At 51.4% G+C, this 13,410-nt stretch carries 8 protein-coding genes; 7 read left to right on the top strand and 1 reads right to left on the bottom strand.

Annotated features, from left to right (window positions below; translation table 11 throughout):
* Positions 1 to 863: 863 nt before the first annotated feature.
* Complete coding sequence (locus tag DYY88_RS05690; RefSeq protein WP_044151080.1) at positions 864 to 3,293, bottom strand: CLIPPER-2 domain-containing protein; 2,430 nt, start codon at positions 3,291 to 3,293, stop codon at positions 864 to 866.
* A gap of 645 nt (positions 3,294 to 3,938) precedes the next feature.
* Here DYY88_RS05690 and DYY88_RS05685 point away from each other — a divergent pair.
* The 7 genes from DYY88_RS05685 to DYY88_RS05655 all read left to right on the top strand — a co-directional run bounded on the left by DYY88_RS05685 (position 3,939) and on the right by DYY88_RS05655 (position 13,376).
* Entirely contained in the window at positions 3,939 to 5,663 is a 1,725-nt protein-coding gene (locus tag DYY88_RS05685) for a helicase HerA domain-containing protein (protein WP_039725942.1), read from the top strand.
* A 340-nt stretch (positions 5,664 to 6,003) separates the two neighbouring features.
* Entirely contained in the window at positions 6,004 to 7,053 is a 1,050-nt protein-coding gene (locus DYY88_RS05680; RefSeq protein WP_039725941.1) for a fatty acid desaturase, read from the top strand.
* Between the two features lie 174 nt (positions 7,054 to 7,227).
* The gene (locus DYY88_RS05675; RefSeq protein ID WP_039729511.1) at positions 7,228 to 8,265 is read left to right on the top strand and encodes a fatty acid desaturase; all 1,038 of its coding nucleotides are present in this window, start codon (positions 7,228 to 7,230) and stop codon (positions 8,263 to 8,265) included.
* A 671-nt stretch (positions 8,266 to 8,936) separates the two neighbouring features.
* Entirely contained in the window at positions 8,937 to 9,632 is a 696-nt protein-coding gene (locus tag DYY88_RS05670; protein WP_039725939.1) for an aldehyde oxygenase (deformylating), read from the top strand.
* Positions 9,633 to 10,001: 369 nt separating this feature from the next.
* Positions 10,002 to 11,057, top strand: a complete 1,056-nt coding sequence (locus DYY88_RS05665) for a long-chain acyl-[acyl-carrier-protein] reductase (protein WP_039725938.1) — start codon at positions 10,002 to 10,004, stop codon at positions 11,055 to 11,057.
* A gap of 278 nt (positions 11,058 to 11,335) precedes the next feature.
* On the top strand, positions 11,336 to 12,331 hold the full coding sequence (locus tag DYY88_RS05660; protein WP_039725937.1) for an acetyl-CoA carboxylase carboxyltransferase subunit alpha: 996 nt from the start codon (positions 11,336 to 11,338) through the stop codon (positions 12,329 to 12,331).
* 319 nt (positions 12,332 to 12,650) lie between these two features.
* Positions 12,651 to 13,376 (top strand): SDR family oxidoreductase, encoded by a 726-nt coding sequence (locus DYY88_RS05655; RefSeq protein WP_039729510.1) that lies wholly within the window; start codon positions 12,651 to 12,653, stop codon positions 13,374 to 13,376.
* The last annotated feature ends 34 nt before the right edge of the window (positions 13,377 to 13,410 follow it).

The raw sequence follows: 13,410 nt of genomic DNA, 5'->3' as shown, positions 1-13,410 counted from the left end.
CCATAGATGGCGAGTGCTGCTGTCGGAAGAACAGTTCTCTTGAATCGGATTCCTTTCGGGCCGAATGCTAAAGAGAGCAAGGTCGCGAGGATCGATAGACTAGAAAAGATAAGACCTCCCAAGATGGCAAATAGTGCGATGGTTCGAGGTCCAGAGATGAAACGGTGAGCTTCCGAGTCTCCCACCCAATATTGCACAGGGCCATAAGCTCCTGGAACTTTAAACGCAAATGCAAACACAATCGTTAGACAAATCCAAGATCCAATCGCAAGTGTGATTAGACCGAGTATTGCCCGAACGGGGGTCCTGCAGCCCAAAGTGTTTTGATCGAGAACCCAGCCGCCGATCACAATCATGGCAGTCAGGATAGTTGAGACAAAAGTGGGACTCATGGCGGTTAGAGCCGCGAGGCTGGGTACATTTGACGACTACTGATACCAGTTTTAACCTTTACTGGGACAGTCGAAAACATAACCAATGAATTTACGTTATTTCAGCTCTGTGGCAGAGGCACTACCAAGCCTCATAAATGGGGCAGTTCGATTTATCGGCTCACTAATGACCAGGATTTTTCTTCTGCTATAACCAAGCCTTATTGGCAATGTGGGACGTTTCAAAACTAAAACCGTATGAAATGGGTCGGATGAGTGCGCGTCGGCGCTGTGATGGAACGCGGTTAGTCGCTCTGGCCAGCTGCCATGACGGGTGTCCCCAACGTTAAATACAGCCAGCAAAGCGACGACATCAGTGTCCCTTGCCGATGAGTGTCTACATATATCCACGTTTCACTCACTTCCAGATCGGACAGCGGGCCGTAGACCAGGGATGCGGCCCGCTGTCGGTGCTGTGAAGGTATTGGTTGATTATGGTTGGCTCGGGTTGAGGAATTCTGGTGCATTCAAAGGCGCACCGCCATTGTCTAAATCGGCCTGGGTGATGGTGTAAGTCAACTTATAAGACTTGCTGGCCCCTGGCGATAATGAGAATCCTTCGTCCACTGTGCCGCCCAGTAACGGATCGGTCACAATCACGTTGTTCAACGTTTGATTGCCAGTATTCGTCACGATCACCTCATAGTGAATCTTTTCACCAGCATTATTGAGCACGCCATCTCCCGTTTCATCCACCTCCAAGACTCGCTTCTCAATCGCTAAGGCTGGTTTTTGCTGTAATTCAACTTCGGCAAAAGCTTCGGCAGGGGGAACTTGATCGGCTTTGGCAATCACTGAGTTATCAATATCACCGTCGCCGCCGCCATTGGAGTCGATATCTTGCTGCGTCAACTTATACTGGCCTAAAAAGGTTTTGCTCTCACTGGGAGCTAACTGATCGATGGTCTGATTGCCGATCAAACCATCGTTGACTTGGACGTTGGTCAACGTTTGATTGCCCGTATTGGTCACCACAATTGAATAGTCAATGATGTCGCCGACGGCATTGAGTTGACCATCGTTTTTGCGATCGATATTCGTCGCTTGCTTGTCGACGGTTAGGGCTGGGGTTTTGCGAATCGGTACGGCTTCGCCATCGGTTTTGGGTGAGGTTTGATGACTGCTAAAGCTCGCCTCATTGTGAATGTATGCGTTCTCACCATCGATATCGGCTTGCGTGGCTGTGTATTCCCCTTGGAAAAAGAGCTCTTCGCCCACCCTCAAGGTGACATTTTCCGCTGGAGCGGCCTTTAACAAGGGATCGGCGATCGCGACTCCAGTGAGCGTCACATTCCCAAAATTGCTGACCCGCATGGTGTACTTAATCGTGTCACCCGCCTCATCGACAAGGTTGTCAGCCGCGATCGAACCATCGGGGTTAATCACCTCCGTAACTGTTTTATTAAAGCCAAAGACCGGCTGGCTGGTGACCGGTACATCGGCGCTGGCTCCTTGGGGCGGAGTTTCGCGGCTGGTGCCGGTGGCGGTATTGCTGATGTTGCCGCCGGGCTCATCCGGTTTTTTCGCGGCATCTGCCGGAGGCGTCGATCGCGGCGTCATGGCTGGACTTCCTGACTTATCCACAGATGCCTCGGGGGTTGGGGCGTGAACACGGTCTGGCGTCGCTGCTGGGGTGTCTTCTGCTGGCGTATCTGCGCCAGTGGGCTCGTTGGCATTCGTTTCCGGGGCATCGTCAGCTGCTTCGGCATCAGTACGGTCATCCGTTGCGCCAGTGCTTTCTCCCTCTGATGGGTCCGTGTCCAGCTCACCCGACGGCTCCTCATCAGCTGTCGTATCGTCGCCTTCATCTGTCGTCGTGGTGGTTGTATCGTCTTCGGTGGGGCTGTCGGCGGAGGTGTCTGGTGGGGTTGTATCGGTGTCCTCGACGTCTTCGCTACCTTCGGGGACATTCGGGGCTGTTTCTGCCTCTGCCTCTGGCTCTGGGTCGGTGCTGTCCTCGGCTGCTGGAGCTTCTGCTTCTGGCTCTGGGTCGGTGCTGTCCTCGGCTGCTGGAGTTTCTGTTTCTGTTTCTGTCTCGGTGCTATTTTCGGCTTCTGTCTCCGCTGCAGGCGGCGTATCGGTTGCGTCTGCGTCACTGTCGCTATCCGTGTCGGCTGCTTCCGTACTGTTCTCCGGGGCGGACTCAGACGACTCGTCATCAGAGTTTTGCACGAGCAGCAGACTTTGACCGCCACTGTAGCCCGCTGGCATGGCTGAAACCAGATTGGTTTGTTCAGGAGTCGCGGCAATACCGACAACGTTGAGACCCCGTTGCGCTTTGAACTGTTGCAGTGCGGTTTGCGTGGGTTGATCAAAGACGCCGTTGACTTCCACTGCAAATCCGGCACGATTGAGCGATTTTTGGAGATTTTCCACCGCTAAATCGACTGATGCCGCTTCGATCGCTGCTGGCATTGGCTCAGGTTGGCTGGCGATGACGGAAGTTGGGGTGGGGGAAGCTGATGCCGCGATCGCAACCTGGGCCTCAACCTGGGGAACGCTCTCTGCATGGCTCGCCTGATCGGGAGGTGCCGCCGCGATTGCGGAAAACGTTGGCACGACTGCACGGTTGAGAGGGCGATCGAGATCGGGCTGATTAATTGCGGTTGCTGTAACTTGAGCTTCGTCAGGAGTCAGCGAGCGATCGGCGCATTCAAGGGGTAACTGGCCCTCGGTTAGCGGGCAAAAGACGGCACTTTGGGCCTGTGCCTTAGCGACGGTTGAGAGTAAAAGACTCCCGGTCGATAGGGTTAACAACTTCTGTAAGCTGGGGGCGACTTGCCTCCCCAGTTGCCGGTTAGGAGTTGGCAAAGAAGAGCTGGTTGTGGACTGCGATGTGGGGGTATTCGTGTAATGCGTCATCACTATATTCCTTGAGCTGAGCATGGCAATTGCACCCCAAAGTGAATGCCTAGCACTGGCAAACTCTCGGTATCATTTGGCTTTACGCAAGAGTGACTGGGATAACTCTAAACAAGAACAACAATCGGTCGGGTTGTTCTCCCTGGTCACTGGCAGTAGCTGCTCTAATACTGAAGTCTTCAAAAATCTGTAAGTCGTCAAAATCTGCGGCCAATTTGCTGCTTGGGAGCATGCTGCCAGTGCTCTGATCTGCTCTGAGAGAGGCCCCTGGAGACCATTACAACCAAGTGCTAGAGTCTGGTGTTTATGACGGTGAGTTTGACCTGTAGCCAGAATCACGGTCAAGGCACGCGGCAACGACTCTGATCAGCTGGTAGGCCCCTGTCCTGTGTATGCATTCTGCGTAAAAGTTCCCGTTCCGGAAGAACCGATCTGGAAATTGAGAGCGAATCGTCTGCATGGTGTTGCGATCGCGATCTCCTCTCCATGTTTGGGAGTGTCGGTCAGCGTTGTGGGCCGTCAGCCTCTCTAGCTATTGCTGAACAGTCTGCAAAACGCCCTCCGATATTGAGTGACGTACTAACTTTTGTACTAAAAGTGGATGGATCGATCTACTATTAGGAGCAATACTGCGGGGGATACCCTATGGAGTTTGGCAAGCCGCTGGGGTCTGTCATCGAGGGCTCACTCATTCGGGGCCTAGAAGTGCGTCTGCATCCCGATGTCTCGGTCGAAGATTTGCGAGTGGGCAAGTTTTTGGTGGTGCAAGGTCGGCGATCGCGCTTTTTTTGTATGCTCACCGATGTTGCGCTGGGCACTGCCAGTGCGCGCATTTTGGCTAATCCGCCTGAACCCAGCAATTTGTTTTTGCAAGAAGTGCTCTCTGGCACTGGGACTTATGGTACTGCCAGCCTTAGTCCCATGTTGATGTTTACCCCCCAATCTGAAGATGCGATCGCCAATGGTCAATCGGCGCGATCGCCAAAGCAGCGTCCTAAAGGTGCGGCGTCTTATGAAGTGCAAAGCAGCGCCAATGTAGAACTGTTGCCCGTCAAAACGATTCCCAGCCATTTCAGCCAGGTGTATGACGCCGCTGAGCGTGACTTTCGTGTCGTGTTTGGGTGGGAAGATGACCCCCATCGGCGTAATTTCGTTATTGGCCAGCCCATTGATATGAGCGTGCCAATTTGTCTGGATCTGGATCGATTTGTCGAGCGTAGCAACGGCATTTTTGGCAAGTCAGGCACCGGCAAATCTTTCCTCACCCGGGTGTTGCTATCGGGCACGATTCAGCGACAAGCGGCGGTCAATCTGATTTTTGACATGCACTCCGAGTATGGCTGGGAAGCCGTGAGCGAGGGCAAGCACTTCAGCACCGTTAAGGGCTTGCGGCAACTATTTCCGGGTCAGGTGCAGATCTTTACCCTTGATCCTGAAGCGACCAAACGCCGGGGCGTACGAGATGCTCAGGAACTTTACATCAGCTTTGATCAGATTGATGTGGAAGATCTGATGCTGGTACGCGGTGAGCTGAATCTATCGGAAGCCAGCTTAGAAAATGCCATTATTCTGCGCAATGAGTTTGGCAAAAGCTGGATTAATCGGCTGCTGGCAATGACGAACGAAGAGATTCAAGACTTTTGTGAAACCAAGATGGGCAATAAGTCTTCGATCATGGCGCTCCAGCGGAAGTTGAATCGGTTAGCTGATCTGAAATACATCCGCGCCGCCTGTCCGCATAATTATGTGGGCCAAATTTTGACGGCGATCGATGGGGGTAAGCACGTCATTGTGGAATTTGGCTCCCAGTCGAATTTGCTGTCTTATATGTTGGCAACTAACGTGATTGCTCGCCGCATTCACGCCATCTATGTCCAAAAGGCGGAACGGTTTTTGCAAACCAAAAATCCTAGCGATCGCCCCCAACAGCTGATGATTACCATTGAAGAAGCACATCGCTTTCTCGACCCAGCGACGGCGCGCCAAACGATTTTTGGTACCATTGCCCGCGAGATGCGCAAATACTTCGTCACGTTATTGGTGGTCGATCAGCGCCCCTCTGGTATTGATAACGAAGTGATGTCGCAAATCGGTACCCGCATCACGGCCTTGCTGAATGATGAGAAAGATATCGACGCGATTTTTACGGGCGTTTCCGGAGCCCAAAGCCTGCGATCGGTCCTGGCAAAGCTGGATTCCAAACAACAGGCATTAATCCTGGGCCACGCAACGCCGATGCCGGTAGTCGTGCGCACCCGCGCCTATGACGCTCAGTTTTATCAGGAAGTTGGTGCCACCGCCTGGGAAGATATGCCGGATGAATCTCTTTTCCGAGCCTCAGAAGCGGCCAAGGCAGATCTCGGTTTTTAACCGCGACTGAGCACAGACCATCAGAGATCGCCACATATCACATCAGCGCATCACCCCCTACGGTGTACCCCTTCGAGAATGGGGCTTAAACCAGGTTGTGCCTAAGTCTGAAAAGCTTGATTTGAGTGAGAATCCGGAGTAAAAGTCCGGTCACCTTAGGGTAGACTGTTAAGGTTTGTATATCAGACTCTTAATAAAGATTTTGAGCTGCCCATCGATTTCATCAGTGCAACGTCGGAATGTGCAACACATCGTTGCTGTCTTGCGGCGTCAACAACATAGGGAAGGGGTGGTTTGGATCAGCGCTCTAACGCAGTCTGATATTTATGCGAGGCTATGAATGACTGCTACCTTACCGTCTTCTGCCGGAGCCTTCTCCCCGGCAGCTAACGCTTCTCAGCTACATGAGCTGAAGCTAAGCGACGTTATTCAGACAATTCCCAAATCTTGTTTCGAAAAGGACTGGCGTAAAGCCTGGTTTTCAGTCCTTGTCACACTCCTGAGTGTTGCTGCAGGCATCGGTGCAATTGCAATCGTACCTTGGTATTTACTTCCTTTTGCCTGGTTCTTTGCCGGCACTGCGGCGACTGGACTATTTGTAGTCGGTCATGATTGTGGTCATCGCTCCTTTGCGAAGCGCCGCTGGGTGAATAATTGGGTCGGCCACATTATGATGATGCCGCTCATCTATCCGTTTCATTGCTGGCGGATTCTGCATGATCATCACCACGTTCATACGAATAAGCTGCATGTCGATAACGCCTGGGAGCCTTGGACGGTGGAAGCCTTTCAAGCGGCACCTCAGTGGTTGCAAAAGGGATATCGCCTCCTCAGAGGCAGTTTTTGGTGGGTGGGCTCAATTGCACATTGGGCCGTTCTGCACTTTAGGGTCAGCAACTTTGCCGAGCGCGATCGCCGAGCGGTAAAAACTTCAATCGCAGTCGTGCTAGCCTTTGCCGCAGTCTTTTTTCCTACGATGTACTTCACACTCGGGCTGTGGGGCATTGTGAAATTCTGGCTCATGCCCTGGCTGGGGTATCACTTTTGGATGAGCACTTTTACGATTGTGCATCACACGATTCCTGAGATTCAGTTTCGTCCAGTTGCTCAATGGTCCGCAGTTCCTGCTCAACTCGCTGGCACTGTCCATTGCACGTATCCCAAGTGGGTTGAGGTGCTCTGTCACGACATCAATGTGCATGTTCCTCACCACTTATCCGTGGGTATTCCCTCTTACAATTTGCGCCGCGCTCATCAGAGCCTGATGAGCAACTGGGGTGAGCACATCCACATTCGTCAGTTTTCTTGGCAACTCATGGCTCAGATTACGCGCCAATGTCACTTATATGACGAAGTGAATGCTTATCGCTCCTTTCAGAGCTTGCGATAGGCTCACCCAGTATTTTCCATGCCGATAGTGTTGAGAGCATGAATCGCTAGCTCAACACTAGTTGGTTGATCTTGTCTTGCTAAGCCTATGGGTTTAGCGGTTCACACCTTATCCTTCGATTGGCCTTCATCTGTGCAATTACAATCTCCTCCTTCTTCCGAACCACCCTCGTCAGTGAGTCGTCTTGCAGCGACCCCTAGTGAGCTGCCGTTTACGCTGAAAGATCTGCGTGCAGCGATTCCGGATTATTGTTTTGCGCCTTCTCTACCGCGATCGCTGGCTTATTTCTTTTTGGATATTGGCATTATTGCTGGCTTATTCTTTGCCGCCACTGCCATCCAAGCGTGGTGGCTGTGGCCCATTTATTGGTTCGCCCAAGGCACTATGTTCTGGGCGTTATTTGTCGTTGGTCACGATTGCGGTCACGGCTCTTTTTCTAAATACAAGTGGGTCAATAATCTAGTCGGTCACCTCAGCCATACGCCTATTTTGGTCCCCTTTCATGGTTGGCGGATCAGCCATCGTACCCACCACGCCAACACAGGAAACCTGGACACCGATGAAAGCTGGTATCCCGTCAGTGAAACGAAGTACAACGAGATGACCTGGCCCGAAAAACTGGTTCGCTTTTACGCACCGTTGATTGCATATCCGGTCTACTTATTTCGGCGATCGCCCAGTCGCCCCGGTGGTTCTCATTTCCTGCCTGACAGTCCCCTGTTTAAGCCCAGCGAAAAGTGGGACGTTCTGACCAGCACGATTTGGTTGTTGGGAATGCTGGCGTTGCTAGTTGCAATTGGCAGCCAAATTGGTTGGCTGGCGTTAGGGGCCTATTACGGAGTGCCTTATGTGATTTTCGTAATGTGGCTCGATTTAGTCACTTACCTGCACCATACCGAAGCTGATATTCCTTGGTATCCCGACGAAGACTGGTTTTTCCTAAAGGGGGCTTTGTCCACCATTGACCGTGACTATGGGATTTTAAATCCAATTCATCACGACATTGGCACCCATGTAGCTCACCACATCTTTTTGAGCATTCCTCACTATCATCTGCAAACGGCGACTGAAGCAATTAAGCCAGTCTTGGGCAGCTATTATCGCAAATCGACTACGCCTATCTGGAAAAGCTTTTGGCGTTCTTATCGCACCTGCCATTTTGTGGCTGATCAGGGCTCGCCGGTGTACTATCAGCGCGCTCGACAAAAATAGTGCAGCGTGTAAGTGCCTGCAGAAGAAGAGGATGTAATTCGCCAGAGTGATGGATCCGAGCACTTATGTCGAGTTTATTCAGGCGGCTGTCGCCAGGATAGCGATCAATTCTGGTTAGGAAGTTGCCTGAAAATAGCATCCACAATCGTTGGGGCTTGGCATTGCCCAACCCTTTCAGGTCCTGCGCTGGTCTGGGAAGGTTATTTCAGTGCATGGCCCCTTGATTGAGTGAAGAGTGATGGGTCTTATTTGGGAACGGTTTCGAACTAGGCCATGCACATCATCAAGCTTACTGCCGAGGGGATAATTTCCTCGGCGGTAAGTCGTTTGGGGTACCGTTCAGCAGAGCACGTCAGCGTTTTACCAGCAGTGCCGATGATAAAAATACAGTTAGATGTAACTTCTGGACTGCTTAGATCGATTCTTTTGAGCACTGATAGGTCAGTCTCTATCAATCGACACCCTAGCTCAACCCATCAAATTTGCTCGAGTCAGGCACAGCGTTGACTAAATCAGACTTACTGCCTCGACCCCGCTTTTCTAAAGCTAGACTGAAATGAGTTCGGTCCGCTTCCCAGTAATATTTTATGTTGCGGGGTCTTGACTTTAGAGGTGTATTATTGGGAGCAGGATTGACAGTATCATATGCTAGACGCAAGGACTATATAGCTATGCAACAGTTGGATATCACTCCTGCACTCGATTACCAGTCTGAGAGCTACAAAGACGCTTACAGCCGGATCAATGCGATCGTAATTGAGGGTGAGCAAGAGGCATTCGACAACTACTGTAAGTTGGCAGAACTCATCCCCGACGCTAAGGATGATCTCTTGCGTTTGGCTAAGATGGAAAAGCGCCACATGAAAGGCTTTCAGGCATGCGGCAGGAATTTGTCCGTGACTGCCGATATGGCGTTCGCGCAAGCTTTTTTTGAGCAACTGCACACGAATTTTAAGCAAGCCTGGGACGAAGGCAAGATCGTGACTTGTTTATTAATTCAGTCACTGATCATCGAAACTTTTGCAATTTCGGCTTACAACATCTATATTCCCGTTGCCGATGATTTTGCCCGCAAAATTACTGAGGGCGTCGTTAAGGACGAGTATATGCACCTCAATTTTGGAGAGGAGTGGCTCAAAGCTAACTTCGAAGCTTCCAAAGCTGAGCTAGAAGAAGCCAATCGCCAAAATCTGCCGATTGTTTGGGCCATGCTTAATCAAGTTGCGGATGATGCGAATGTCTTAGGGATGGAAAAAGAAGCCCTCGTTGAGGATTTCATGATTACCTACGGTGAAGCGCTTGGTAACATTGGCTTTTCGAGCCGTGAAGTCATGAAGTTGTCGGCGCAAGGGCTGGCAACTGTTTAAGTTTCGTTTATGCCTAGACGAAAGTGATAATCGTATGAAAGCCACCGTCATGAGTTGGCTTTCACGGGTAAAGATGCGATCGCGCCTTAATCTCAAGGTCGCGATCGCATTTTTTACAAATATTCTTCAACATCGCAGGTGGAGCGGTTTTCTCCCGGTGAACATGCGCTTGAGCTTGGCTACGCCCCGAGACTCATATGCTGAATGGCGGTGAAGTTGCTGATGCAGTCGTTCTAATGGGCGCTGAGTAAAGTCCGCACTTTCCGATCGCATGATGGACTTTGGTAAGTAAAAAATGCTGTATGGTGAGAAAATCTTTGGCTATCGCCTCATTCTTTATTCCCTCACAGGTGGCACGCAGGATTACCGATGTTTGGTCTTATTGGACACTTAACTAGTCTCGATCACGCTCAAGCAGTCGCACGGGACCTGGGTTATCCCGAATATGCTGATCAAGGGCTCGATTTTTGGTGTAGCGCACCGCCACAGATTGTTGACGACATCAAAGTCACTAGCGCTACAGGGCAGGTAATTGAAGGGCGTTACGTCGAATCCTGTTTTCTCCCTGAGATGCTGGCCGCTCGCCGCATCAAAACAGCGGCTCGTAAAGTGGTCAATGCGATGGCTCATGCTCAGAAAAACGGCATTGACATCACGGCTTTAGGAGGATTTTCATCGATTATCTTTGAAAATTTTAATTTGAGTCAGATGCGGCAGGTGCGCAATGTCTCGTTGGAATTTGAGCGTTTTACGACGGGCAACACTCACACGGCTTACATCATTTGTCGGCAAGTTGAGGCCGCTGCCGCAAAGTTGGATATCAATCTTTCCACCGCCACTGTTGCGGTGTGTGGGGCTACGGGTGATATCGGCAGTGCCGTTTGTCGTTGGCTTACCGCTCGCACGGACATTCAAGAGTTGTTGTTAGTGGCGCGGAACCGAGAGCGTTTGCAAAACCTGCAAACAGAGCTGGGTCGAGGCACGGTTGCCGATAGCCTGGAGCAGGCTGTGGCCCAGGCCGACATTGTGGTTTGGGTCGCGAGTATGCCTAAGGGGGTCAATATTGACCCGTCTATTCTCAAACGACCTTGCCTCATGATTGATGGCGGTTATCCCAAAAATTTGGATACTCACTTTAACGCCGAAGGTGTCTATGTCTTGAAAGGGGGCATTGTCGAACATTCCCTGGATATTGACTGGCGCATTATGACCATTGTGAATATGGATGTGCCAGCGCGGCAGTTATTTGCGTGTTTTGCCGAGTCCATGTTGCTGGAGTTTGAAAAGTGGTACACGAACTTTTCATGGGGCCGCAACCAAATCACCCTGGAAAAAATGGACATGATTGGTCAATCTTCGGTACGTCACGGCTTCCGCCCGTTGCTTCAGCTCAATTCTCCGTCTCTTGTTTCGGGAGGGTCTTGACTACGGCTAGGGAAAACCCATGATATGCCCTGACAGCCCTGTGCAAGCTTTCGCTGTCATAGCTTGCTGATGGCTCATCAGTGCTTGAGTTATGGGAGTGTTTGTCTAGTCGTGTGGCGGATAGACGACGAACTGGGCGATCGCAGTCTGTGAATCCCTCAAGAGAGAAAAACAGGAGCCGCTATGCTTACTGAAAGAGGTTTCCTGATTTGATCAGCCTGAATTGCATTTAGCTGCCATTAGCTTGCCGTGACTCTGAAACCGATTTAGTTGAAATTATGCCGACGACCCAACGCAAAACCATTCTGTTAGATTTTGAAAAGCCGCTGGTGGAGCTGGAAGAGCGCATTGACCAGATTCGTAATTTGGCAGAAGACAATGAAGTCGATGTTTCCGCACAACTGCGGCAGTTAGAGACCCGTGCGGACCAACTGCGGCAAGAAATTTTCGCGAGTTTGACCCCAGCGCAACGGCTGCAGGTCGCTCGCCATCCTCGCCGTCCGAGCACGTTGGATTATATTCAAGCGATTAGCGACGAGTGGATTGAGCTGCATGGCGATCGCGGTTCCGGCAAAGATGACCCTGCTTTGGTGGGAGGCATTGCCCGGTTCGAGGGGCGTCCGGTCGTTATGTTGGGCAATCAAAAGGGTCGCGACACCAAGGATAATGTGGCGCGGAATTTTGGCATGGCCTCGCCAGGTGGCTATCGCAAAGCCATGCGGTTGATGCAACATGCCAATCGCTTTAACATGCCAATTTTTACGTTCATTGACACTCCCGGGGCTTTTCCTGGTTACGAAGCTGAAGAGTTGGGGCAAGGCGAGGCGATCGCTTATAACCTGCGTGAAATGTTTGCGCTCGATGTCCCCATTATCTGCACTGTCATTGGTGAAGGGGGCTCGGGTGGAGCGTTAGGCATCGGCGTTGGCGATCGCCTCATGATGTTGGAACACTCGGTCTACACCGTAGCGAGTCCAGAAGCTTGTGCGGCTATTTTGTGGAAAGATGCGGGCCGCGCCGCCGAAGCTGCCGAAGCCCTCAAAATCACTGCGTTGGATTTGATGAATCTCGGTATTCTCGATGTGCTGCTGCCAGAGCCATTGGGCGGAGCCCACGCTGACCCAGTGAAAGCTACAGAAATCTTGCGTGAAGCGCTCCGAGATAACCTGGAATCGTTGTTGGTATTATCTCCAGCAGAACGCCGGGAACTGCGCTACCAAAAATTCCGGCAAGTGGGCGTCTTTGCCGAAACTGCTCACGCAAATGTCGTTTAACGTCTTGGCTAAACTGCGCTTGAAGGTGTCAACTAACCATGGGGAACGGCTTCAACAAGCGCGTGGCTCATGGCTGGAGCTCTACGAGAGTGGTCTAGCGGGTGAGACAAAAGACTTTCGGTTTCGCGCCGATGTCCTGATATGATCAGCGATGGCCAGATGAGAATCAACACAAACTGGGTTTACATTTGTTAATATTGTTTTACGGCCAGTTCTGGCATTGGGACTGCTGCTGCTCGACGTGAATCTTAGCTGGCGGCAAAGCTCGAATGTTGAGCATTTGGTCAGCCTCATCGTAAGTATTTTTGACATCAGGTTTATGACTTCTGAAAGCCAACAGCGGGCGCTGATTACCGGTGCAAGCAGTGGAATTGGTCGCGCAACTGCGATCGCTTTTGCCAAAGCTGGCATTGATCTCGCCCTAGTCGCGCGCAAGCCCGACAAGCTACATGTTTTGCAGCAAGAGTTGGCTGACCTACCGGTTGAAGTCAAATCTTACAGCATCGACCTCAGCCAGATCGACACTTTGGCAGCCAAATTAGCTGACTTGCTAAAAGATTTTGGCGACGTCAACATCCTTGTTAACAACGCGGGCATGGGCTATACCGGCGGTCTGGCTGACATGCCTCTGACTGACTGGCAAACCTTGTTCAACCTCAACCTGACGAGCGTTTTGCTCACCATGCAGGCGGTCGTGCCCGTCATGAGAGCCCAGCGTCAGGGAACCATTATGAATGTGGCTTCCATTGCCGCCCATAATGCGTTTCCCACTTGGGGGGCTTACAGCGCCAGCAAAGCTGGGTTAATTACACTTGGCCGCGTTTTGGGAGCTGAGGAAAGCGAACATGGCATTCGCGTCATGACAGTATCGCCCGGAGCGGTTAACACCCCGCTTTGGGACACCGAGACAGTGCAGTCTGATTTTGAGCGTTCACAAATGCTGACTCCAGCGATTGTGGCTCAGAGTATCCTTCACGCTGTCCAATTGCCTCATTCCGCGGTAATCGACGAAATTACGTTGATGCCCAGCGGAGGTGCCCTTTGATCGGTCAGTTGTTCACGGTCAATCGGCAAAATTT

Source organism: Leptolyngbya iicbica LK (assembly GCF_004212215.1).
Taxonomy (GTDB): Bacteria; Cyanobacteriota; Cyanobacteriia; order Phormidesmidales; family Phormidesmidaceae; genus Halomicronema; species Halomicronema iicbica.
The sequence above is the reverse complement of the archived record's forward strand: the minus strand, read 5'-3'. Positions and strand labels throughout refer to the sequence as shown.

Excerpts from the sequence above, each read along its gene's own strand:
- DYY88_RS05690 (WP_044151080.1), bottom strand. The coding sequence starts at position 3,293 with ATGACGCATTACACGAATACCCCCACATCGCAGTCCACAACCAGCTCT.
- DYY88_RS05685 (WP_039725942.1), top strand. The coding sequence starts at position 3,939 with ATGGAGTTTGGCAAGCCGCTGGGGTCTGTCATCGAGGGCTCACTCATT.
- DYY88_RS05680 (WP_039725941.1), top strand. The coding sequence starts at position 6,004 with ATGACTGCTACCTTACCGTCTTCTGCCGGAGCCTTCTCCCCGGCAGCT.
- DYY88_RS05670 (WP_039725939.1), top strand. The coding sequence starts at position 8,937 with ATGCAACAGTTGGATATCACTCCTGCACTCGATTACCAGTCTGAGAGC.
- DYY88_RS05665 (WP_039725938.1), top strand. The coding sequence starts at position 10,002 with ATGTTTGGTCTTATTGGACACTTAACTAGTCTCGATCACGCTCAAGCA.
- DYY88_RS05660 (WP_039725937.1), top strand. The coding sequence starts at position 11,336 with ATGCCGACGACCCAACGCAAAACCATTCTGTTAGATTTTGAAAAGCCG.
- DYY88_RS05655 (WP_039729510.1), top strand. The coding sequence starts at position 12,651 with ATGACTTCTGAAAGCCAACAGCGGGCGCTGATTACCGGTGCAAGCAGT.